The sequence below is a fragment of the Lactobacillus melliventris genome (genome assembly GCF_013346935.1).
Lineage (GTDB): Bacteria > Bacillota > Bacilli > Lactobacillales > Lactobacillaceae > Lactobacillus.
On sequence record NZ_JAAEEB010000006.1, the window covers coordinates 42,944 to 65,897 of the forward strand.

22 protein-coding genes are annotated in these 22,954 nt (G+C 34.9%); 2 read left to right on the forward strand and 20 right to left on the reverse strand.

The features are described from left to right. Positions 1-115 precede the first annotated feature (115 nt). The gene (locus GYV61_RS06500) at positions 116-2,965 is read right to left on the reverse strand and encodes a TIM-barrel domain-containing protein (protein ID WP_174795230.1); all 2,850 of its coding nucleotides are present in this window, start codon (positions 2,963-2,965) and stop codon (positions 116-118) included. A 199-nt stretch (positions 2,966-3,164) separates the two neighbouring features. On the opposite strand from GYV61_RS06500, the gene GYV61_RS06505 reads away from it, so the two are divergent. Beyond that, complete coding sequence (locus tag GYV61_RS06505) at positions 3,165-5,183, forward strand: hypothetical protein (RefSeq protein ID WP_174795231.1); 2,019 nt, start codon at positions 3,165-3,167, stop codon at positions 5,181-5,183. 69 nt (positions 5,184-5,252) lie between these two features. Here the strand turns inward: GYV61_RS06505 and GYV61_RS06510 are convergent, their stop codons facing one another. The 19 genes from GYV61_RS06510 to GYV61_RS06600 all read right to left on the reverse strand — a co-directional run bounded on the left by GYV61_RS06510 (position 5,253) and on the right by GYV61_RS06600 (position 22,145). Beyond that, positions 5,253-5,654, reverse strand: coding sequence for a PTS sugar transporter subunit IIA (locus tag GYV61_RS06510; RefSeq protein WP_110445659.1), 402 nt, complete (start codon positions 5,652-5,654; stop codon positions 5,253-5,255). 63 nt (positions 5,655-5,717) lie between these two features. Beyond that, positions 5,718-6,536: a PTS system mannose/fructose/sorbose family transporter subunit IID gene (locus GYV61_RS06515; RefSeq protein ID WP_110445658.1), complete on the reverse strand. Its 819-nt coding sequence runs from the start codon at positions 6,534-6,536 to the stop codon at positions 5,718-5,720. Continuing rightward, on the reverse strand, positions 6,523-7,446 hold the full coding sequence (locus GYV61_RS06520; RefSeq protein ID WP_034980636.1) for a PTS mannose/fructose/sorbose/N-acetylgalactosamine transporter subunit IIC: 924 nt from the start codon (positions 7,444-7,446) through the stop codon (positions 6,523-6,525). Before GYV61_RS06520 ends, GYV61_RS06515 begins: the two co-directional genes overlap by 14 nt. Before the next feature lie 10 nt (positions 7,447-7,456). Continuing rightward, positions 7,457-7,945, reverse strand: a complete 489-nt coding sequence (locus GYV61_RS06525) for a PTS sugar transporter subunit IIB (protein WP_174795232.1) — start codon at positions 7,943-7,945, stop codon at positions 7,457-7,459. 164 nt (positions 7,946-8,109) lie between these two features. Then, a complete protein-coding gene (locus tag GYV61_RS06530) occupies positions 8,110-9,276 on the reverse strand; it encodes an SIS domain-containing protein (protein ID WP_174795233.1) in 1,167 nt (388 codons plus the stop codon). A 23-nt stretch (positions 9,277-9,299) separates the two neighbouring features. Beyond that, positions 9,300-10,016: a GntR family transcriptional regulator gene (locus GYV61_RS06535; RefSeq protein ID WP_174795234.1), complete on the reverse strand. Its 717-nt coding sequence runs from the start codon at positions 10,014-10,016 to the stop codon at positions 9,300-9,302. A 280-nt stretch (positions 10,017-10,296) separates the two neighbouring features. Next, positions 10,297-11,094 (reverse strand): hypothetical protein, encoded by a 798-nt coding sequence (locus tag GYV61_RS06540; RefSeq protein ID WP_046324409.1) that lies wholly within the window; start codon positions 11,092-11,094, stop codon positions 10,297-10,299. After that, positions 11,085-12,059: a sugar kinase gene (locus GYV61_RS06545; RefSeq protein ID WP_174795235.1), complete on the reverse strand. Its 975-nt coding sequence runs from the start codon at positions 12,057-12,059 to the stop codon at positions 11,085-11,087. Before GYV61_RS06545 ends, GYV61_RS06540 begins: the two co-directional genes overlap by 10 nt. Before the next feature lie 46 nt (positions 12,060-12,105). Beyond that, positions 12,106-12,921 (reverse strand): 2-dehydro-3-deoxy-D-gluconate 5-dehydrogenase KduD, encoded by an 816-nt coding sequence (gene kduD / locus GYV61_RS06550; protein ID WP_046324407.1) that lies wholly within the window; start codon positions 12,919-12,921, stop codon positions 12,106-12,108. 11 nt (positions 12,922-12,932) lie between these two features. After that, positions 12,933-13,778, reverse strand: coding sequence for a 5-dehydro-4-deoxy-D-glucuronate isomerase (gene kduI / locus GYV61_RS06555; protein WP_379907137.1), 846 nt, complete (start codon positions 13,776-13,778; stop codon positions 12,933-12,935). Between the two features lie 17 nt (positions 13,779-13,795). After that, a complete protein-coding gene (locus tag GYV61_RS06560) occupies positions 13,796-15,373 on the reverse strand; it encodes a right-handed parallel beta-helix repeat-containing protein (protein WP_174795236.1) in 1,578 nt (525 codons plus the stop codon). 28 nt (positions 15,374-15,401) lie between these two features. Further along, complete coding sequence (locus GYV61_RS06565) at positions 15,402-17,291, reverse strand: heparinase II/III family protein (protein ID WP_174795237.1); 1,890 nt, start codon at positions 17,289-17,291, stop codon at positions 15,402-15,404. Continuing rightward, positions 17,278-17,565: a preprotein translocase subunit YajC gene (gene yajC / locus GYV61_RS06570; RefSeq protein WP_122025708.1), complete on the reverse strand. Its 288-nt coding sequence runs from the start codon at positions 17,563-17,565 to the stop codon at positions 17,278-17,280. The genes GYV61_RS06565 and yajC overlap by 14 nt, the downstream gene beginning before the upstream one ends. 2 nt (positions 17,566-17,567) lie before the next feature. Further along, positions 17,568-17,996: a PTS sugar transporter subunit IIA gene (locus GYV61_RS06575; RefSeq protein WP_174795238.1), complete on the reverse strand. Its 429-nt coding sequence runs from the start codon at positions 17,994-17,996 to the stop codon at positions 17,568-17,570. A gap of 11 nt (positions 17,997-18,007) precedes the next feature. After that, positions 18,008-18,823, reverse strand: a complete 816-nt coding sequence (locus GYV61_RS06580; protein ID WP_046324402.1) for a PTS system mannose/fructose/sorbose family transporter subunit IID — start codon at positions 18,821-18,823, stop codon at positions 18,008-18,010. Beyond that, positions 18,813-19,595, reverse strand: coding sequence for a PTS mannose/fructose/sorbose/N-acetylgalactosamine transporter subunit IIC (locus tag GYV61_RS06585; protein WP_046324401.1), 783 nt, complete (start codon positions 19,593-19,595; stop codon positions 18,813-18,815). Before GYV61_RS06585 ends, GYV61_RS06580 begins: the two co-directional genes overlap by 11 nt. A 2-nt stretch (positions 19,596-19,597) precedes the next feature. Continuing rightward, a complete protein-coding gene (locus GYV61_RS06590; RefSeq protein WP_046324400.1) occupies positions 19,598-20,107 on the reverse strand; it encodes a PTS sugar transporter subunit IIB in 510 nt (169 codons plus the stop codon). A gap of 15 nt (positions 20,108-20,122) precedes the next feature. Continuing rightward, the gene (locus tag GYV61_RS06595; protein ID WP_174795239.1) at positions 20,123-21,301 is read right to left on the reverse strand and encodes a glycoside hydrolase family 88 protein; all 1,179 of its coding nucleotides are present in this window, start codon (positions 21,299-21,301) and stop codon (positions 20,123-20,125) included. 91 nt (positions 21,302-21,392) lie between these two features. Continuing rightward, positions 21,393-22,145 (reverse strand): IclR family transcriptional regulator, encoded by a 753-nt coding sequence (locus GYV61_RS06600; protein ID WP_174795240.1) that lies wholly within the window; start codon positions 22,143-22,145, stop codon positions 21,393-21,395. A 101-nt stretch (positions 22,146-22,246) separates the two neighbouring features. Here GYV61_RS06600 and GYV61_RS06605 point away from each other — a divergent pair, with 101 nt between their 5' ends. Then, positions 22,247-22,897 carry a bifunctional 2-keto-4-hydroxyglutarate aldolase/2-keto-3-deoxy-6-phosphogluconate aldolase gene (locus tag GYV61_RS06605; protein WP_046324397.1) on the forward strand — a complete coding sequence of 217 codons (651 nt, stop codon included), beginning with the start codon at positions 22,247-22,249 and terminating at the stop codon, positions 22,895-22,897. The last annotated feature ends 57 nt before the right edge of the window (positions 22,898-22,954 follow it).

Genomic DNA, 22,954 nt, shown 5'->3' on the forward strand with positions numbered 1-22,954 from the left:
ATCGCACAATTATTATTATATACTGATAGTTTAGCCTTTTAAAGAAAAGCAGAAGTTTTAGTAAACTTTTTCACAATTATAAACAATTCAGAAAAAATTTACTTTGATCACCAAATTATTTCTTTTTAGAGTTAACAGCTTTCTTGGTCTTGCAAATAATTTTTGCTCCCCAATAAGAAGCTGCCATTTCTTTAATTTCTCTAACTTGAAAAGTATGTGTCGTTTCAGGCTTCAAGTTATTTAACGTAAAATCTGTTTTTTCAATATTAGAATATAGCAAACCATCGATTTTTAACTGATAACTGTCACAGCTAGGTACTGGCTGCCAAGATACTGTAATAGAATTTGAGGTGGTTTTTTGATCATTTTGTGTTAAATTGGCTGGAACTATTAGAGCCTCATTTTTTAGCGGCAGTTCATTAACTGGTACTGCTGTCGAAGCGATGCCTGTAATTTCAACATTGATTTCATCTTGGCACACCTTTGTCTGTTGCAGCTTTATCCTTAAAAATGTTTGCTCCAAATTTGAGCTAAATTCTGCTAAATAAGGATTTGTCAGATAATGCTGATCGAAATAATAGCAGTTATCATGTTTTTGAAAATCTTCCAAATTTTCTGCTTTAGTTAAATGAACTTCCTCACTACCGATCAGAACTGCGATTGTCCCTGGTACTTTAGCAGTTTTAATGTTTAACTCGGTTGTCTTTTCAGGGTCAAACTTTGCATAAGTGCCTTGAGCTTTATTAATTTTAACGGTCAAACTGGAGCCCCGCAAACTACTGCTAATTTTAGTTTGGACATATCTATCTTGCTTATATTGAGCAGAGAAGCCATCATCTTCATAGACATTAAAATTGCTAGTACCACTGGGATAAATCACAAATTGCCGCATCTTTTTTAAGTTGAAGTATTCCTGCGGCGTGTTAGTTGCCGCTGCTACCGGGATAATGGCTCCGGCTTTAACAAATACCGGCAGTTTCCACAATGGAGCGGCAAAATTGTTAATTACTTGTCCACCTTGATATTCCTGACCAGTGAAGTAGTCAATCCAGATTTGTTTTTTATCAGGCAAATAGATTTCGTTTCTGACATCATTTCCTTTTTCATCGCTGGCAGTGTTCTGATAAATTGGAGCAACTAAGAAATTATCTCCCCATAAATACTGGTACCTGACCAAATTGGTATAAAATTCTGGAACATTAGGATACTCCAAAAACATTGCCCGTACCATTGGCTTACTAGTAAAGGTTGCCTGGGCTGCAATACTATATATATACGGCAACAACATTGATTTCTGCTTTAAATAAGCACGATTCAGTTTAGTTGTGATCCCGCCAAACGCAAATGGATTCTTAGGATTTTTGCCCCAGCCATCCATGTTCAGCTGAATTGGTGTAAAGGCCTTCCACTGATAATCTCTAGTATTAACAATCGGGTTTTGCCCACCAAAAATACCATCCATATCCGAAGCAACATTAGGTTGGCCTGATAATCCTTCACCGATATAAGTTGGTATTTGAAAGCGAATATACTCCCATTCGCCACCAACTTCATCTCCTGTCCAGACTGTACTAGTATTCTGCGTTCCTGCCCAACCGTCAACTGTAATAATAAACGGCCGCAACTGATCGCCTTTAATTTTAGCAATCATTTTGGCTGTACTTTGGGTAGCATTTAACCCAAATGAATAACCATGACCAACCCACGCTTCATCAGTCTTAAGTGCGGTGACTCCGGCAACCAGCTCTTTTTCAAAATCACGATCATCCGGCTTAGGATTTTCTGGATCGACAGGCGCAAGATTTTGCTGCGTCCATAATCCTACTTGCACGCCTTTGCTATTAGCAAATTTGACAAATTCCGCTAAGTTCTTAAGATTTCCTGCTAAAGTATCCGTTTGTCCATATCCGGCACCATAGCCGTCATTAGGCAAAAACCAGCCTATTGGCATATCATGCTCAAGGTACTGTTCAAGCATTGCCCGGGCACTGAATTGATAGGAAACCCCGCCATGTTCGCCGTTCAGAGTTTCCCTAATTGACTTTGGCTTTAATTCTGCAGGCAAATCTTTTGGTTGATACTCCCTGTAATACTTACCATCCGGATATTTAATAGCACCCTTTTCTTCAGAATTTACTTCTACCCAATAATCCCGGTTATAAGCATTTAAATGAGCTTCATAGAAGCCAAAAACTGGTGTTAGCGCTGGCCGGCCAGTTAACTGATGATAAGCCCTGATCAATTCATATGCTGAATCCGCAAAGAAATAGACAGCATCAAAGCGTTTTTCTTCATGTGCAGTAGTAATTTTATTATTAGAAGCGCTGTCAAAATCGTAATGTCCGGGTTTAAAAGTATTACGGATTACGCCATAACCAGTGGTTGACCAGTAAAAGGGATTAGGAGACGCTACACCTTGATCAACCCAGTTATTGGTATTAACAATTTCAACTTTTTCTCCAGCTAGTGTGAATCGACCGTTTTGCGTACCTCCACCAAAGTAATTACTATTGCAATCAACTAGGGTTTGAACTGTTAATGAATTTGTTAATTCAACTGACTTTGCTTCTTGAAAAATTGTCTTGCCGTTTTTAGTGACGCCTAAAGTAGCTGAGTTTCTGTTTAAATTAATTTCAATTATGCCCGTATCAATTTGCCAACCGGTATTGGTCGCACGAATACTGGCACCATTCATACCGCAAGAATCATAAATATCTTTCACAAAAATTTGAGCATGTAAGCCAGCTTCAGATTGTTCTGGTTCTTGAAACTTTTGAGTCGGATCAATATATAATCTGAATGTTGTTGAGTCCAAGATATAAAGGCGAGCTGTCAGCCCGTTTTGATAGTTAATTTCAAAATAACCTGATTGCTTAGTCACATTAGTGATGGCTTGCAACTTCAAGTTACTAAAATCGGTTACTTGGTTTTGGTCATTTTTATTAATAGTGCTCTCCTCCTTCATATTAAAAGAAAATTAATCTTAATTAGAAATGTTTGATAGGATTGATTATATGCTAAATCAGGGTGAGGATAAATAGTTATACACAAAATTATTGTCCAACCACTTATTTGTCTTTCTACTTAAAACTCAAGGTATACAGCCTTAAATTATGCTAGAATTAAGACAAGATATACAGTTATTTTTATATAGGAACAATAATATGACATTTATTTATACATTAAGATATATGCTGGATCCAAGAACAAATACGCCAGCAAAAGACGAAAAATTAATTGATTTTGTTAAAAAAGGCCAAATTGATGATGTTGCCTTTTTCATAAACGGCGAAGAATTAAACCACAGTCACTTAACTAAAGCTGAAACACAAGTCTGGCTAGATGCCATTAAGCCTTTACAAAAGAGACTATCTGATATAGGTGTAACTACTAGCTTAAACCCGTGGACAACTATTATGCACTCCGATCGAGGCTATCAAGTTAATCCTGAGATTGGTTTCAATACTTTTGTTGACATTGATGGTAATAAGGCTAAGGATATGGCTTGTCCTGCCGATCCTACATGGCGCAAATATTTGGCTGCCACTTATGCCCAGTATGCCAGCATACATCCCCGCCGATTATGGTTAGAAGACGATTTTCGCCACTATAATCACACCCCTTTAAAATTGATGTGTTTCTGCGACTATCATATGCAACTGTATAATGAAAAATTAGGCAAAAAAGAAACACGTGCTGAATTTGTTAAAAAGATGTTGCAACCGGGAAAACCCACTAAGGAGCGCCAAATTTACCTGGATCAAGCACGTCAAGAAATGATTGAAAATGAACATCTAATTGAGCAAGCCGTTCATGAAGTTAGTCCCGAAACAGATCTGGCACAGATGACTTCATACCCTGACTGGCACGCTCTTGAAGGCCGAGATTGGGACAAATTGTTTAAGGCTTTAGCTGGAGAAGGTCATCCCAAGGTGGCTCGGCCCCACCTACCTGCTTACAATGAAGTTGCGCCTCTAGCATATGGTAGAAATTTTGAAGAGTATACTCGTATTACCGCTGCTTTTTTAGGAGAAAATGCTGAATTTTACCCTGAATTAGAAAGTTATATGTATTCCCCTCTAGTCAAATCAAATGCATTTACTGCATTTCAAATTATCACTGCTGCTTTAATCGGAAGTCAGGGAATTCTACTCAACTTATATGACATGATGGGTAATGGTATCAATGAAAGCTGGCATTACGCTGAAATGCTTGCTGACATCAAGCCATTCGTTAATCAATTATTAGAAAATCGCCTGCCGCTAGATCATTTAAGAGGGATTAAAGTTCTGGTTGATCAAGATTCCAGTTATCACTTACAAACTACTGCCGGCAAAAATGTGGAAGAACTTTTGCCCCACGAAAAAAACTGGGCTAGTCTATTAGGAGCTTTTAGTTTTGCAACAAGCATTTTACCTGTTAATCAAAAAACTTCATTAGAAAACGAAATTATTGCTGTTTCCGGGCAACTTTTACGTAATCTGGCAAATGACCAGATTACAGCATTGCTCAAAAAGAATTTGGTATTGCTTGATGGCGAGAGCATGCAAGTTTTGCTTGACCGCAATCTGGGTAACTTATTGCACGTTAACAATGCTGAGTGGCATCCAGTTCGCACCAATTATCAATCCTTTGAACAAGCCGACGGACACATTGTTGACGGCGTCAAAAATCCACGAATAACAATGTTGCAACATACTGGTAATTATTTAAAAATTGAATATCAGCCTCAAAGTGATGTAAACGTATGGTCATTTGCGTACAACTCGATTGATGAAAAATTGGGCAACGTTATGGCTGTTATTGATCAACATATTATTGTTTTACCTATGGATCAAGATCCACGCCACGGTTGGGATTCCCAATTTATTACGTATAAGCAGGGACTGCTCCAGCAAATGCTTGATAGCATTAAACCTGTGGACTACCTAATAGGAATGCCTAACGTCAAGCTCTTGGTTGAAAACAATGGTCAAAAAGCTTGGCTCGCTAACTTTACATTAGATGGTTACCAGCAAATAAAATGGCATCTGGCAGCACCACTTGTAAGTAATGAGGCAACGATAGTTAGAAAAGTTGGTAATTCAGTTAAGAAGACAAAAATTCATATTAATGTTGAAAATGGCATTGCTTCAATAGATGAGCCTTTAGCACCACTTGAAACTATTCAAATACTGTTTTAAATTAAATAAAAGCCAAAAATAGCGCCTAGTCTCTTTGTTTAGAACTAGACGCTATTTTTTATTCAAATTCTACTTTTTCATATTAGCTAACATTGCAGTAACATCAACGATACCAGCTTTACCTGCTGTCACATAATCGGATGCTGCACCGCTCATTTGACTGTTGAGCCATTCAATTACCAGTGGTAAATTCATTCCCGAGATTAAGTGAATTTTTTGACCACCCATAATCAGACGACTAACCACATTTGCCGGAGTTCCACCCATTAAATCGGCGAAAACAGTAATATCTTCGATATTCATTCCTGAAATCTGCTCTTCAAATTTTTTCTTAAAATCATCAGGACCTTCAGATGGAAGCAAACATACCGTATGTACGTGCTCTTGTTCGCCCATAATTAATTCGGCACTGGCTTTTACGCCCTCAGCCATTTTGCCATGACTAATTAAAATTAATTCTTTTTCTGCCATACTTTATCTTTCTATTTAATACTTTATACTATCAGCTTTACTTAAAGCAATTACTATATTTAATTATATCTTAGCGATAACTCCAAGGCCACCTAAAACAATACATAGTATTAAAACAATAAAGATTGCTTTGGTTGATGTCATACCCTTTTTACCAAGAAGCCAGTAAACAAAGCCTACAACAGCTGCTGGCAATAATTTAGGAAGGATCATGTCCAAATTATTTTGAACATTCATAGTAACTTTACCAATTTGAGGTGCCCAGGCAAACTTAATGTTAACCATAGTAGCAACAAGGGCACCAACCATGAATACACCCAAAACAGTAGCGGAATCAGTTAAAGCATTTAAGCGGTCTCTCATGTCAGTAACTAGAGAAACACCTTTGTCATAAGCAAAGTGAAGTTGTTTCCAACGGAAGACACAGATCAAAAGGCAGGCAATAACCCAAATGATAACACCAACTGGGTTTCCTTGAGTTGCCATTGAAGCAGCTAAAGCACCAAAAATAGTTGGAATTAAAGAAGCGAAGATAGAGTCACCGATTGCGGCAAATGAGCCCATTAAACCAACTTTAATACCAGTAACGGTGTCTTTTCCTTCAATACCTTCATTTTCCTCTACGGCAAGATCAAGACCAGTGATGATTGTATTAAAGAAGTTAGAAGTGTTAAAGAACTGCATGTGAGTCTTCATCATTTCCTTTAACTCAGGAGTATCATCGCCATAAATTTTTCTCAATTGCGGCAAAATAGTGTATAAATAGCCACTATTCTGCATTCTTTCATAGTTCCAGCCTAACTGGAAACCAAACAAAGATCTACGGTTAATTTGATTGAAGTCTTGTTCAGTTAATTTATATTTAGGTTTAGAGTTCGTCATCAGTAATCTCTCCTTCATCGTCATCAGAGCTTGAACTTGCACTATTACTTTGACTTTCAGTACTTTGTGCTTGCGCAGTACCTTTATTTATTGGAATATTCTTGTAATGCAAAATTGCAAGAGCTAATCCCAGCATTGCAATTGCAAGCATTGGCAAGCCGTTGAAAATAGTAGTAAAGCCTTTGTTAACAGCTGATAAGCCTGTACCCAAAGCTTGCATACCACTAAAGAGAACTGAGAACAATGTCGTAATTGTAAAGCCCAGAATCAAATATGCTGCATGTCTCTTAACTGGCAAGTACCGGAGCAAAACAGCAAAACCAACTGCTGGTAATGTGGCACCAGCAACAGTCAAACCATTACCAAGCCATAACAGATCTCCATTTAAAGCATTTGCGATCTGCTGTACTAATCCCTGACCAAAGGCCAATGCGATAAAGACAGGAACAGCACGTGAAAGTGACCACGGAATTGCACCGTATAAAACATTTCTTTCAACTGCCTTATAGTTAATCTTGTCTTGATCAATCAAGTGATCAATTCTGTGTGAAAAGTAGGTGTTGGCAAACCTTGCCAAAACGTCCAATTCAATCATAATAGCAGCAACTGGAACAGCAATTGAAGAAATAGCTGTTTGAGGACTCATACCTTTAATACTAGTTGAAAATGCTGTAGCTAAAACTGTACCAGTAGTAGCGTCAATTCTTGAAGCACCACCAAAAGTACCGATACCTAAAACTGTCAACTGCATTGATGCACCGATAAACAGACCGGTAGGCAGATCTCCCATGATCAGACCGGCGATCAACCCAGCACCAACTGGTGTGTTTAATGATGAATAAATTTGCAATTCATCTAAAATTTCTAATCCTGCATACAACGTAAGCAGTAATATTTGCCACCAAGCCATTTTTCTCCTCCTACTTCATCTTTTCATTAATCAATTTCATTAAATCCCGTGACTCAACACTAGGATTTAATTGGGCAATTAAGTTAACGCCTTTGCCAGAAATCTCTCTGAAAACATCGGCTTCATGCTCATTGATATTAACTTGCTTAGTCAATTCAGTAGTATCATCTTGTTTAGACATGTTACCAACATTGATTGTGTCCAGCTTAATACCCATGTTAAGCAATTCAAGAAACTTATCTGGTTTCTTAGCTACCAAAAACAGTCTCTGCTTGCCATAACGTTCTTTCTTCAGGTGATCAGCAGCTATTTCAGTTGGTAAAACACTTAGCTTAGTAGTCATAGGTGTAGCCATTCTCAAGCCGCTTTTTTGGATGTCATCCTTAGCTGCCTTCTCATCAAGAACAATAATCCGTTCTACTTGCAACTGAGGTGTCCACAAGTTTGCCACCTGACCATGAACCAAGCGTTCATCAACTCTCGCTCCTACAATATTCATATTTCTTCCTCCATATCTTTTAAGGAAATCTAAATATTAACAAAAACGCTTTCAACCCTAATATTAAGGTACCAACCAATTTTTGTCAATATATATTTTGGTATATTTAAAATACCTTTTTTTGAAAACATAATTATACTTTTTTCAATAACAACAAAAGCATACTAATGAAATTCGTGAATTGTGACTCCTTTAACCACACGATTAACCGTGCCTGTTGGAGAAGGTGTATCCGGCTTATTATTAACTTTGATTGAGGTTAACAAAGCAATTGTTTGACCAAACATTACATCGGGTAAAGCCAAATATGCATCTGGCAACAATTCTTTCTCAGCAAACGTAAATGATTTACCTGAGAAGTTTTGTCCTTCTTTCTCCTGCCCCACGGCCATCACTAGCGGTACAATTTCGTCATCTTTAATTTCGTTTAAAATGTCCAAATCATATTGTCTGGTATAAGTATTATTTGAAACAAAATCAAAAACAATCGTCTTTTTGTCCAAAAATGACTTAGGGCCATGACGTAAGCCCATTGATGTATCAAATAGTGCTGCCACTTCTCCTGCAGTTAATTCCAAAATCTTAAGTCGCGTTTCTTCAGCAAGACCTCCTAAACTGCCACTTCCTATATAAGTAATACGATTAAAGTCAGTATCAACTAAAGATTGAATTTCATCTTCACGGTCAATGACGCTTTTACCCATCTGAGCAATTTGCTTAACAATCTGCTCTTTTTGCTCATCTGACAATGTATCAAAAACAAGCAGTGCCATTAAGCTCATGCAGGAAAATGAGCCTGTCATGGCAAACCCCTGATCTAGTGACTTTTCCGGCATTAATAAAACTAATCCAGAAGGGTCACCTTTTAAGTCTTGTGCCAAGTGGCCTTCTGGTGCACAAGTAATCGCTACTTGATATAAATTTTTAACTAACTTTTTAGCTAACTCTACAGTTGCTACAGATTCCGGTGAGTTACCACTGCGAGCAAATGATACCAGAATTGTAGGAGTATCTTTTGCCAAATAATCTTCCGGAGTAGATACAATTTTAGTAGTATCAATAGCTTCAAAGTCATACCTTGTTCTGTCACCATGCTTTTGTAAATATGGCATAATCGTATTCCCAACATATGCACTAGTACCGGCACCAGTGAAAATAACTCTGACTTTGCCGCATTTTTGCTTTATTTCGTCTAAAAATTCGGTAATTTTCGCCTTGTTATTCTGATAAATTGACCATGTTTGTCCCCATAATTCAGGCTGCTGTTCAATTTCGCGAGTAGTAATTTTAGCGCCCATTTTCTCTAATTCTGCATCTGTTTTTGAAAACATAATTATTTTCCTTCCTTATATAACTAAGATAAATCATTATATTGACGTGAACGATAAACGAATTTATCGCCTCTAGCCAAAGAAATTGTAAACTCTACTGGTACATTTTTATCATTAATAGTTTTTCGAAATATTTTTAGACTCGGTGCACCGACTTTCTCAGCCAAATTTTTACTCTCTTCAGAATTAAGACAAACCGCTTCAACATCTTCAAAAGCCATTACACTAATTTGGTTGTATTTTTCTTTCATAACAGTATAGAGTGGCTTAGATTTTAAATCATCAATAACAAGTTCAGGGAATATTTTTTCCGGCAAATAGGACGTACTGAAAATTCGCGGCTCATTATTAGCAAGACGCAAACGTACAAGCTTGTATGTTTTTTCTGTTGGTCCTAAATTTAGCTGTGCTGCAATATTTTTATCCGGGATAATCAAGTCTAAACTTTGATTTTTAGTTGAAGCCTTCTGACCAGTTCGTTTTAATTCTTCTGAAAAAGAGTACATCCCTCCAATATTAGGCTGATTAAGAAAAGTACTTGAAACAAAAGTACCTTTACCATGAAGACGATAAATCAGTCCCCGTTCTTCAAGATCCAGAAGTGCTAACCTAACTGTATTACGGCTAACCCCATATTTAACCAATAGTTGTCGTTCACTAGGTAATTTGGCATTAGGTTTCATATTTTTTATCTGTTTTTCTAAGTCTAAAATTACTTGTCGATAAAGTGGTTTTCCCATTAATACCCCCTCCTCAATTAACTGGTTGATACCACTTAAAGTTTATCAAAGAAAGCGGTTCATTGCAATTTGATTTTAGTGTTTTACAAATAATAAAAATGAAATAGGAGATTAAAAATACCATTAAGAGAAAACCCTTAATGGTATTAACTAGATTTATTCAACTAATTTTTAAAAGTAATATTTTCCCCAAATTTTTCACTCAAGTAAATAAGTTTTTGACTTATTATTGATTCATTAATTTAAAGAAAAAATGAATCAGCCGAAATACAATAACTATTTAATTGATATTCGTTCCCCACACCAATAGCTGACTTAGAGAAGGAAAAGCTTCACTACCATTCGCAGCCTTACACAAATGGTTGACTTTTAAATAACTGCTTTTCTTTTTTACTACGGAAAAATACTGAATTTTATCTGTCTTTTCTAAATTTAATGTTATAGTTGCTCCATCAGAAAACGTAATATCTGCTTTAGTCCAATAATTATCATGAGGAAAGTCCGCACGCAAAAGAATACCAATTTTTTTAACCAACACTTCACGGCCAAAATCTAATTTTAATTCAGCATCATCTCTTTGGTCTATTCCCCATGACTGAAAAGGAAACCGACCGTGTCCTTTATTTGCTAAATAACCATCAATCACATTTTTAGCTAAAAAGGCATCTTCATTTCTGGTCTCTGCATTGGCAGTAACATGAGGAAAGGCTCCACTATTTTGGTGCTGATCGTGTGAATTATATGCCAGGTTCTGTTCTCTTAATATTTCTTCTGTTGTTGCCTCTCGGACGTAGGCATAATGAGCAATCCCTCCAAAAGAACCATCTGCCATAGCAGGGTAGCGTTGAAAATTAAAGGGAATATTATACCGCCAGTGCTTGCCCTGAATATATATTAATGCTGGATTTAAAATAGGATCAAGCTGAACAACTATATATGAATTAGGCTTTTCTAATTCAATTTCATAATAATCCCCCAATTGATATCTTTTTTTAAACACAAGAACTGTAATATCATCTTGCATTTGTTCCAATAATACCTTATCTTCTGCATCTTTTAAGCTAACCTTTATTCGCATTTATTATTTTTCCTCATAAATTGTTCTAATTGACTTACATTAGGATAGCCATCGTTATCACCACGAGACTGAATAGCTAACGAGCCAATTGCGCAAGCTCTTTTTACAGATCGCTTTATTTCTAAGCCAGAAATCAAGCCTGAGATTAGTCCCACTGCAAAACCGTCTCCAGCACCAACAGTATCAACTATTTTATCTGTCTGATATCCTTTTACATATCCACTAGAACCGCTGCTAGTTTGGTAATAGGCACCTTTAGCTCCTAATTTAACAACTACTAATTTTGTGATATCACTTTTACTTAAATAAAAACTAGCAATTTCTTTTGGATCAGAAGTACCAGTTAATATTTTTCCCTCATTGCTTCCAGGCAGAACAACTTTAGACTGAAATGATAAATCATTGAGGACTCTAATCATTTTTTCTTTATCGTGCCAAAGAGACATGCGAATATTAGGATCGAAAAAACTAATAACTTCCTGTTTTTCAGCTTCAGTCAAAATCTTTTCAGTTAAATGTAAAGTACTAGTTGATAACGCAGCTAAAATACCTGTCACATGAACTGCCTGAAAATCTGAAATGTTAATTTTTGCCAGGTCTGCACAACACAAATGTGAAGCAGCAGAATTTTTACGACAATATGAAACTTGCGGATCTCCCTTTGACACTAACTCCTTAAAGTAAAATCCCGTAGGCCATTCCTCATCCTGTCGCAAATATCTTATATCTATTTCTTGCTTTCGCATAAATTTGACAATTTTTTTGCCTAAAAGATCTTTACCCACATTTGATAAATATGTCGTTTTTATTCCTAACTTTTCGAGACCAACAGCGACATTTAGCTCTGCACCAGAAGGAAACGTTGTGAAATTCTCAGAATCAATCAATGATTGGTCTATGTCTCTAGAGCTAAACACAATCATTGGCTCACCTACCGTTAAAACTTTATTTTTTTGAGACTCCATTATTTTCACCAATAAAAAAGCGGCATTTAAGCCGCTTCATAGTATCCTATCTTACTAAATAACCACCATCAACTGGTAAAATAATACCATTGACATAATTTGAAGCAGCACTAGCTAAGAAAACTGCCACTCCCATCAATTCTGAAGGTTCTGCCCAATGACCAGCTGGAATACGATCTAGAATTTCCTTGTTGCGATCTTTATCAGCACGAATTGGGGCGGTATTAGCTGTTTTAATATAGCCTGGTGCAATAGCATTAACCTGAATATTGTAAGCACCTAACTCACTAGCAAAAGATTTAGTAAGTCCTGCAACCCCATGCTTTGAAGCAGTATATGATGGTATAAATTTACCACCTTGGAAGGATAGCATAGAACCAATGTTTATAATTTTTCCGGACTTTTGCTTTGCCATTACCTTAGCTGCTGCCATTGACATATGGTAAACTGCATTCAAGTTAATATTAATAACTTTGTCCCAATCTTCGTCTTTTGATTCTAGTAAAGGATTACGTCTAATCATACCTGCATTATTAATTAAAATATCAATATGACCAAAAGTTTCTAGTACTTTATCTATTACCTGTTGAGGAACGCCTGGCTTAGTCAAGTCAACATCCATAAACTCTACTTTACGGCCGCGTTTTTCAATCATTGCACGAGTATTATCCCATTCAAGTGTACCGAAAGTAGGAATAAATATATCGGCTCCTGCTTCTGCTAAAGCAACGGCATAACCTTGACCTAATCCTGTATTACCGCCAGTAATAACGGCAACCTTTCCTGTTAGATCAAAAAAGCTCATCTTAAATTTATCTAATGCTTTTTCGTTATTTTTAATTTCTTCTTTTGATTGTTCCATTTTGTCCTCTTTTAATTTAAATCTTCCATTGGAATTGTATCCATATCATCATAAGTTTGATTTTCACCAGCCATAGCCCAGATAAAAGCATAATTTGCTGTTCCGACTCCACAGTGAATTGACCAGCTAGGATTGATTACAGCTTGTTCATTTCTAATAACAATTTCCTTAGTTTCATGCGGCTTACCCAAAATGTGGAACACTCGGGTATCTGGTGAAGCAAACTCACAATATAAATAAGCTTCCATACGTCTGGCGTGAGTATGCGCAGGCATTGTATTCCAGCCTGAGCCACTATCTAGAACTGTATACCCCATTTGTAATTGGCAGGTATCCATCTGGCTGGCATCAATATATTTATAAATAGTACGCTTATTCATATGCTCCTGATCACCTAAACGTTTCTTAAGAGCATTCTTAAACAACAACTTTTTATTAGGATACGTTTTTTGAGCAGGTGTTGATACTACGTAATATTTTGCCGGCTCTTTTGGATTAGCAGAAGTGAACACCACATGCTTATTTCCTTTACCAATGTAAAAGCCATCATGTTTTGTCATTTGTTCTTTTTGACCATCAATTTCTAATGCACCATCGCCTCCTAGATTAATAATTCCTAATTCACGTCTTTGCAAAAAGTAGTCAACTCCTAAGTCCTTATCTAGAACTATTTCCAATGGCTTATCAGTTGGCATTACTCCGCCAAGAATCATTCGATCATTAAAAGTGTAGGTCAAATTGATTTTTCCGGGTTCAAATACTTTTTCTACCAAAAACTGATCTCTTAATTCTGAAGTTGAATAGTTTTTTATATCTTCAGGGTTATGACCATAATTAATATTCATTTTCATAAAAATAAAAGCCTTTCTTTATATTACTTAAATTCTAATGGTCCAATTGAAGGATTAATTGAAATGGGATTACCAGCAAAATCTGTAATATTACTTGCTATAGTAGTACCAGCTTTCTGTAATTCTGATATTTGTAATAACTCAGCGATATTCAAATTATTTATCCCTGAATCACTATCCTGAATATCAGAAAGTAATTTTTCTACCAGTACGGGATTTTGTAATTTAATATTATCGCCACTTGTGAACCACTTATCATTAAAACCATAAGTAGCGTTATTACAAATATTAATATCACCAGTCATGTCGTCATAATTGAATGTTTTTAGCTTTTCCGATTTAGAAATAATGACGTTATTTACAAACCTCAAAGTCCGTTTTTTAGAACTTGTTTTAAATATTTCAGCCGTATTTGGATTAGTAATAAAAAGGTTATTATAAATATCCACTTTTTCAGCATTGTCTTTAGGTAGATAAGAAATCAATTTATTATTATCCCAACCATCATTGACGCTGACGTTATATCGAAATACCCCGTTTTTAGAATAATTCATAAACAGCACTGTACCACGAGCATTATCATGAGAATAATTGTGTTGGACAATAACATTATTGCAGTTTAAATCAATATCAAACGCAGTACCGTCATTAGAACCATATTTTCCGTTGGCAACTTCATTTCTTTCAACTACAACGTTGTCTGAGGACATTACCCACAGTCCAGCGTAGTTATAACTAGTATTTGCATTACAAAATTTATTAACTATATTATTTTTTACAATACCATCACTAGCAACCTCAGAAATAATCAATCCATCGCCAAACACATCGTCAACTTTATTGTTTTCATACCTAATATTTTTATTTAGCTTAGGGTAACTTTCTGAACCATTAGAATAAAGCATCGTAGTTTTGTTTCTAATTCCAGCTGTTGCTACATTTTTAACTTGATTACTTGTGACCGAAACATTTTGAAAGCCAAAGTTCTTATTATTATTTATTTTGCCATTGAGATCTTCATTGATACCAATCAGTATGATTCCACCAGTTACTTTCCAGGCATGATCTACCTGTGTGTCAGAATTAACATCATGGACAAAATTGTTAGCAATTGTAATATTTTTTTCTGGTGTATTTCCGTTATTAATAACTAAAATTCCTGACCTCTGAGAATGAACTTGTGAACTATAATTTGTAACTTCTAAGTTGCTTATCACCCAATCATGCTGATTAATAAGCATTACAGTTCCAGAATTTCTAACATAATTTGAAGTACCATTGCCGTTGATACGAGGTTTTTCTTTTCCCCCGTACTTATTTATTTCAATTGGGTGATTTTCATTGCCACTTCCTTTAGGATGAAGCTGGCCGTTCCATTCAGCACCGCTCTTAAAAAGGATTTTATCGCCAGGTAAAAATTGAACAGAATTAACTTTAGCAAGTGTTTTCCACGCATAATTTCTACTTATGCCGCTATTTGAATCCGATCCTTTAGGATCAACATAATAAGTAGCTGCTTTAACATTCGTCTGTGTAAATGCAATTCCTAAAATAGCTATGGCAAATGTTAAAATGAAACAAAAAATTTTCTTTTTTTTCATCTTTGTTCACCTCTTTTTGACTTTAAAACTACTCCTCAACACTGATGTTGCCATAAAAAGGAATATTATTTACAAAATATAACTTATTTCCTTTAATGGTATTTTCATGTTGAATATTAACAGTTATCGGCTTTCTTCCATTCAAAGAAATAACTATTCCGTAGTTATGGATATCGCTTGTATCAACCTTGCCATTCCTCATTGAGTCCACATGGTTAACACCTGCAATAACCTCTTTTTTACCAATTACAGTGTAAGAAACATTACTATTATTAAAATTATCAGAAATAATCAGTTTCGAAGTTTGCTGGATCTGATTATATCTATCTGAAAGTAATTGCCTTTGTATTTCAACTTGTTTTGAAGAATGAAATAAATAGTATTCATTTTGGTTAATACTAATTTTAATTTGGTTTTGTGTTATTTCCTTTACTTGAGATACTGGATTTAAAATCCAATTATTGCTTTGCAAGTGCTGGCCAGAATCTTCGACAATATCCACAATAACCATAACTGCAACAGTCTTAATCCAGATAAAATACCTTGTCACAATGTAATTTATCTTCTTATCCACATAAGTACATTTGACACTGTCAAAGGTTTTAAAATGGGCTACTTCATTTCTCTGGTTTGAAACTACCGTACTAAATTTCCAAGAATTTAGTGGTACAGTAGGAAAAGTATTATCCACTAAAATAACATTATGTGAAAAGCCTGACTTCAAATATCTACGCTCATGCGAATTGACATATGTATACCTTCCAGGATCAAGAAATATATCATCATCATTAATTACCAAGTCTAAATGACCGGAAGAAGCATGACCGTGTCCGCTTCCTAAATTACCGTTATAAATGTGCCAATAATTCTTGTTATTAGTATCTTTAAAGAAAAAGTTTCCTGAAGTAATCGAATCAAAATATCTAATTTCATCTAATTTTTTTTGGCCTAAAGTTATTTCTGCTTTATCTGCCAAAGAAATCAGTAAAAAATCATATTTATAATTCGAATTGAATTTGCCAGTTAAAATATATTCTGCTGTTGCAACTAAGTCAGCTATTTTAATTGAATCAGTATCTCCCTGCTGTAAAAGATTGCCATTAGGTTTAATTAAAAATTTGCTTGCTTTAAGCATTCTTTTTAATACATTCGTAATTTCTGCAGGAACAAACTTTTTATTAGCCTTAAAACTAGCAACAACTGATAATGAGCTTCTAAATACTTCAATGAAGTACAGTGGTGATTGCTCCCATTGAAGGCCCGTCTCATCTACTTGCAGTTTTAACTCTTGAATTAACTTATCTAAGGCCCAATTTGAAATTTGATTATCTATTATATTAGGGTGTTCAGCAGAAAAGGCTAGTATACCAGTGGTTATTAGTACTCCCCAATTACTTAGATCATACTTTTCAATATAATTATCTTCCAAATACTTAGCTTGACGCTTGACTGATTGATTAATTTGGCTTTTTTCTTCCGCACTAACGATATTCCTACTAATTAAATAGCTAAGGGGCTTTGACCAATTTAACAGCCTTATCCCGGTATCAATTGTGCGCCAAGTCTTATAACGAGCTGAATCGTCTGTATCATTATTTTGTATCCAGTCAAAGAAAAATGTTTTTATTTTAAATAAATACTCACTCTCATTTGTCCGAAGATAAGAATACAAAAGATCCTGTAAATATTCTTGACGCTTTAAAACATAAAGCCACTCGGGGTCACCGTTAGGAGACTCCTGCCAACTATTTAATTGATATACTTCAGGGCTAGGCTCCATATCGTACACATGTTGAAAACGAAATTGATTATTCAATAATAATTTTGCGTTGTCTAAATAGTCTTTTGCATATGAAATCCTATCATCATGAATCAAACTATTTAAATTTATTTTTTCTTTTAGATTATTTGGTTTCATTTTTTATTTTCGAAGCTATCCCGTGCTTATTGACTTTGACTACAGTATTATCTGTTACTTTTAAATCGACATAATTTTTTGTTATGTTTTTTATAGTACCGACAACACCACTAAGCAGCATAACTTTTTCACCTTCATGTAGTGAAGCAAAAAAGTTATCCATCTCTGCCTTTTTCCTTTCATTGCTTTTTTTTCTGGCAATAGGAATAATAACAAAATAAAGAACTACCAAGATAATTACCATAATGGTTATTAAAATATTGATCCAGTTCACTATTAGGACTCTTTTTCTAAATCTTGCTTACATGAGATCTCTTTCATTAATGATTTTGATTCATTAATTACGTGCTTAATTTCATTGTCAATATTTTGAGTGTTCAACTGCTCAGACATGTTTTTCAGATATATATCCAAAACTAAATTTAAAGAAACACCAGCTACTATAAATTTGTGTACATCATTTTGTAATAAAACTTTTTTAGCTACGATTTGGTATGGTGCACCGCCAACCATATCAGCAAAGAAAATTACATTCGTATGTAATTGAATATAGTGATCAACATTTTGCTCAAATTGCTCATGAGTAGTTTCTTCATTTAAATTAAAGCAGGTGATTCTATCGCAAGTTCCTGCAATTAATTTGACAGCCGATTTAAGGCCCGAAGGAAAATTACCATGTCCTATGATACATACATCATATTTCATAACTATTTACCTCAAGGAACTAATATGCCCATGGCTGAAAGTGCAATTCCTAAGACTAAAAGTAAAAGTATAATCTTATAAACTGTCCACTTTTTCTTGGTAATTAACCAATAAACAAAGTAAATTAGTAATACAGGCAATAGGTACGGCATGATTTTGTCTAAAAATGCCTGCACTGTTACTAGTTGGGTCTTACCTTTGATTACAGCAGAGTATTTTAAGCCTAAATTTACTTTAACAAATGAAACAGATAACCCGGCAATAACTGTCAGACCAATTGTACTGGCAATATCAGCTATAACAGCCATCTTGTCACTCAGAGTATCAATGATACTAGTACCGACTTTCCAGCCCAAGTAACCCATTAAACATCTAACACCAAATGTAATTCCAAATAAGCAGGCAAAGAACATTAATGGTGCATAAATAATGCCTTGTAAAGCAAGTGAGGCAAATATAGTTGAAAACAATGGTGCCAAGGCAAATTGTGATAACGCATCACCGATACCTGCTAAAGGTCCCATTAAAGCCATCTTAATTGCTTGCACATCACTTTCACTTTGACCACTATCATACATAGCCAGCATAATGCTGGTAACAAAAGGATAAGGTTGTGGGTTAGTGTTATAAAACTCTAAGTTAGAAATAGCTACACGTCTAAACTCTTGTTCATCATCCTGATAGATTTTATGTAACTCTGGCCAAATAGATTTTAAAACTCCTGTTCCCTGCATATTGCCGTAGTTCTGGACATTTTGCAGATAATATGATCTTAAAATAGATATGGCATAATCTTTTTTAGTTAAAACTGGTTTCCTAGATGCCATTTTCTACACCTCCATTGTTTTGCTCTTGATGATTACTACCAGATTTTTTACGATTGTAGTAATTGTTAAATGCTAAGGCTACACCTACAAATGCAAGACCAATAACCGGCATCTTAAGGTAAGCAACGCAGATATATCCAACTATAATAGCTGGTATATATTCTTTTTTAAGCATGGTACTCATGATAAGAGCAAAACCAACAGCTGGAAGCAAACCACCGACAACTGTCAATCCATTCATCAACCATTGAGGAATCATCATAACAAATGCTCTTAAAGCTGATGTACTTAATGTAGCTGCTAGTCCAAACAGAAAAGCAAATAACATAAATTCCCACAAAGTTAAATTAGACATAATATTGAACTTATGATATTTTCCTTCACTAACGGCTTTTTTAGCAGAAGCCATTGAACCTGAGTTAATCGTGAAAATCAAAGTGATAATAAATGGTACTAACATAGCAAATGGATATGACAGAGTTAATGCTGCACTTGGCGATAATTTATGCATAGAAATTGCTAAAATTGAACCTACAATACCAGGTCCAAGCGGATTAGGTGGAGTAGAACCTCCAGGTCCAACACCAAAGCCCATAAATGCTAATTCAGCTGTAGCACCAAAAATAACTGCTGTCTTTAAGTCTCCTAAAATGAGGCCAACACCAAATGATATAAACAAAGCCCTATTTGTATAAGTGCCCCAAACTTGTCCTGCAAAACAAAATGCGGCCCATAAACCTACCAATATAGCCTGCCAAACGGTAAAGTTCATATTTATTCTCCTTTCCAATCATCAACATATTTATTTAAATTAAAATCTGATCCTACTTCGTTTCCAATCGGAGTTACGCGGGTATTAAAATCAATCTGATATTTATCTCTCATTGTTTTAAAAGCCGTCATATCTTCCTTGTCTACCGAAATATAATTTGTAACTTTAGTTTTTCCATCTTTAAAATGAATATTTCCCACATTTAATTTCTTAATTGGTACGCCTCCTTCAACTAGTTTTAACGTGTCAGCTGCAGTTTTAACAATTATAAAAATTGACTGCTGAGGTGCTGCCTTAAAAATCTTGTCAATAGTTTCTGCAATTGTAAAAAATCTAACCCCGATTGAGTCAGGTAATAGTGACTTCATCAGAGTTTGCTGAATTGAACTTTTAGCAACTTCATCATTTGCAACTATGACCAAATTAACTCCTAAATTAGAAATCCATAATCTGCCCTGGCCATGAATTAATCTTTCATCCAAACGGACAGCTACAATATTTGGATTCGTCATTTCTTTCGCCCTTTTCTACCAAAATACTTTCCAGTCTTCATAAAATCTCATAAGTGCTTCAAAATAAAAATAGTCTCCCCAAATATTTCCTTCATCAACTCCTTTACCTGAATGCCAAGAGTACACACCATGATTTAGTAATGGTGCACCAGGCTTCAAATCATTATTTGCATAATTATCAATTAAAGATCTCAACATTTTATGCAGTAACAATACATATTCGTACTTGTTGCTAAAAGATTCAGGTAAATGTTTTAGCATTTCAGCAATTCCACAAATTGCTATAGCACCAGATGAAGAATCTTTAGGTTGATTATCACCATCATTAAAGATCAAATCCCAGTACGGAATAAAATCCTTAGGCAACCTATTTAAAAAATAGTTAGTTACGCCTCTAAAAAGTTTAAAATCTTCCTGTTTGTGACGATATTTATAGTGTAAAGGAATACCATAAACGGCCCAGGCTTGTCCTCTGGCCCAACTTGAATCATCACTATATCCTTGTTTGGTCATACCTTTTAAAGGTCTACCATTTTGTTTATCAAAGTAATATGTATGATAAGTTGAGCCATTATCCCTAATAACAGTATTAATAACATTTTGGTAATGTTGATCAGCAATTTTACCGTATTTAAAATTCCGTGTGACCTGTTCAGCCCAATAAAGTAAAGGAATGTTCATTAAAGAATCAATGATTAGTCTATATTCATTGTTATCATTTAGATCACCCCAAGCTTGAATAAATCCACCATTAGGTTGAAACCTTGAGACCAGGCAATCAGCAGCCTTCAAGGCTATTTGTCTGGCGTTTTCACTTCCAGTAATTTTGAAATCACTAACTACCGAAGTCGTATATAAAAAGCCTAAGTCATGATGATTGACTGCAATCTTTTGACTAATTCTTTTTTCAAATGAGTCAACGTTTTTTTCTGCAATCCTTTTATATTTAGGATCTTGAGTATACTGAAAAGCTAGCCACAAAATTCCAGTCCAAAAACCATTTGTCCATTCAGTATTGAAAATTTTGCGATAAATTCCTTGAGAAGTAGCTGGAGCTGGATAAAGATTGTCAAAAAACTTGATATTCAGATTAATTTGCTTCAATACTGTGTTTATCGCAGCTTCAATCTCTTGTTTACTTAAAAAGGTTTTATGATCAGGGTTAATAACTTTTTTTGTTAAGTCTTCATACATTGCTTTTCCTTTCCATATAAGAAATTATATTTCTTATTTATCCAAACAAATAAAATATAATACAATGTAAGCGATTTTACAAGTGTTTTTTTTAAATAATTTGATTAATTTGATCAACTGCTGATTTAACAAGCTTTTTCAAGTCACTAAACAATAGCTCGTCCAAACGATAATTTGGCGTACTTACACTTATTGCCCCAAAAACCTTGCCATATTTCTGAATCGCTGCCCCAACACAAACCACTTCTGCTTGATTTTCCTGATTATCAATTGCATATCCTGTTTTTTTGACCTCTTCAATCTGCTTTTTTAATTTAGCAATGCTTGTAATTGTATTTGGTGTACTTGGCCTCAACTCAACGCTTGAAAAGTATTGATCAAGCTCTCTTTCTGATTTAGTTGCTAGTATTGCTTTACCCATAGCAGAAGAATAAAGTTCAAGGGTTCCTCCAACTTTTGAATTTAAGTTAACTGGCTGAGGACTATCAATTTTCTTTAACAGTACAATTTGAGAATGCTCCTCAATTCCTAAATTAACAGTTTCACTTGTTACTTTATTTAATTCAATCAAATATGGTTCTGCAATAGAAACTATATCAAAGCTACTCATAGCTTTACTGCCATAACCAATTAAATTTGTTCCTAAAGAATATTTTTTCTCAGATTGATCTTTTCTTACAAAATTAATGTAGTCCAAGGTAGTCAATATTTTAAATGTCGTTGGCTTAGGTATTCCTGCTGCACTAGAAATTTGCTCTAAAGTCAAGCTTGTCTCTGATGCGGAAAGCACATCCATTATCTTTTTCGCTTTGAGAAGAACAGTACCATAAAGTTTATCTGTCATAATTTATTTTCCTTTCTTGATTAAAAAAACTGCAAGCGTTATACTCAATTTGAATTTATTATTTGTAATTATAATTTATTATTTGGAAACAGGACAATAAAATGGATAAAAAAATAAATATTTTAAAATCAATTAATCATAATTTTTTAGTCGCAGTCATTAGAGGTGCTTCTGCTGATGAAGCCTTTAACGACGCTGCTGCATGCATTAAGGGTGGAATTAAAACCATCGAGCTAACTTTTACCGTTCCTTCTGCTGATAGCGTAATAAAAAAATTAAAAGAAAAATATCAAAATGATGTAATAATTGGTGCTGGCACAATTTTAGACGAAGTTTCCGCACGCTTAGCTATTTTAGCAGGCGCAGACTTTATTGTGGGACCAAACTTTAACAAAGAAATTGCTCTTATTGCTAATTTATATCAAAGGCCATACATCCCCGGTTGTATGACCACTACAGAAATAACAACAGCATTATCATATGGTTCTGATATAATCAAAGTATTTCCAGGTAATGTCCTTGGTCCTAAGTTTATCAAGAGTATTTTGGGACCAATTCCTAATGCTAATTTAATGCCTACTGGCGGAGTTAACTTAGATAATATTTCAGACTGGGTAAAAGCAGGCGTTGCAGCAGTGGGAATTGGCAGTAACCTTGTAAGTCCAGGAGCAAATGGTAACTTTGATCAGGTAGAAGAAAATGCCAGACAATATGTTTCAAAATTAAAATATAATAGTCCAATCAAATTATAAAACATTTTAATTGACATTAATATTTAAACTAGCAAAGAGTAGGTAAATTATTAACAA

Bases quoted from the DNA above. Each gene is read 5' to 3' on its own strand.
- GYV61_RS06500 (WP_174795230.1), bottom strand. From the start codon at position 2,965: ATGAAGGAGGAGAGCACTATTAATAAAAATGACCAAAACCAAGTAACC.
- GYV61_RS06505 (WP_174795231.1), top strand. From the start codon at position 3,165: ATGACATTTATTTATACATTAAGATATATGCTGGATCCAAGAACAAAT.
- GYV61_RS06510 (WP_110445659.1), bottom strand. From the start codon at position 5,654: ATGGCAGAAAAAGAATTAATTTTAATTAGTCATGGCAAAATGGCTGAG.
- GYV61_RS06515 (WP_110445658.1), bottom strand. From the start codon at position 6,536: ATGACGAACTCTAAACCTAAATATAAATTAACTGAACAAGACTTCAAT.
- GYV61_RS06520 (WP_034980636.1), bottom strand. From the start codon at position 7,446: ATGGCTTGGTGGCAAATATTACTGCTTACGTTGTATGCAGGATTAGAA.
- GYV61_RS06525 (WP_174795232.1), bottom strand. From the start codon at position 7,945: ATGAATATTGTAGGAGCGAGAGTTGATGAACGCTTGGTTCATGGTCAG.
- GYV61_RS06530 (WP_174795233.1), bottom strand. From the start codon at position 9,276: ATGTTTTCAAAAACAGATGCAGAATTAGAGAAAATGGGCGCTAAAATT.
- GYV61_RS06535 (WP_174795234.1), bottom strand. From the start codon at position 10,016: ATGGGAAAACCACTTTATCGACAAGTAATTTTAGACTTAGAAAAACAG.
- GYV61_RS06540 (WP_046324409.1), bottom strand. From the start codon at position 11,094: ATGCGAATAAAGGTTAGCTTAAAAGATGCAGAAGATAAGGTATTATTG.
- GYV61_RS06545 (WP_174795235.1), bottom strand. From the start codon at position 12,059: ATGGAGTCTCAAAAAAATAAAGTTTTAACGGTAGGTGAGCCAATGATT.
- kduD (WP_046324407.1), bottom strand. From the start codon at position 12,921: ATGGAACAATCAAAAGAAGAAATTAAAAATAACGAAAAAGCATTAGAT.
- GYV61_RS06560 (WP_174795236.1), bottom strand. From the start codon at position 15,373: ATGAAAAAAAAGAAAATTTTTTGTTTCATTTTAACATTTGCCATAGCT.
- GYV61_RS06565 (WP_174795237.1), bottom strand. From the start codon at position 17,291: ATGAAACCAAATAATCTAAAAGAAAAAATAAATTTAAATAGTTTGATT.
- GYV61_RS06575 (WP_174795238.1), bottom strand. From the start codon at position 17,996: ATGAAATATGATGTATGTATCATAGGACATGGTAATTTTCCTTCGGGC.
- GYV61_RS06580 (WP_046324402.1), bottom strand. From the start codon at position 18,823: ATGGCATCTAGGAAACCAGTTTTAACTAAAAAAGATTATGCCATATCT.
- GYV61_RS06585 (WP_046324401.1), bottom strand. From the start codon at position 19,595: ATGAACTTTACCGTTTGGCAGGCTATATTGGTAGGTTTATGGGCCGCA.
- GYV61_RS06590 (WP_046324400.1), bottom strand. From the start codon at position 20,107: ATGACGAATCCAAATATTGTAGCTGTCCGTTTGGATGAAAGATTAATT.
- GYV61_RS06595 (WP_174795239.1), bottom strand. From the start codon at position 21,301: ATGTATGAAGACTTAACAAAAAAAGTTATTAACCCTGATCATAAAACC.
- GYV61_RS06600 (WP_174795240.1), bottom strand. From the start codon at position 22,145: ATGACAGATAAACTTTATGGTACTGTTCTTCTCAAAGCGAAAAAGATA.
- GYV61_RS06605 (WP_046324397.1), top strand. From the start codon at position 22,247: ATGGATAAAAAAATAAATATTTTAAAATCAATTAATCATAATTTTTTA.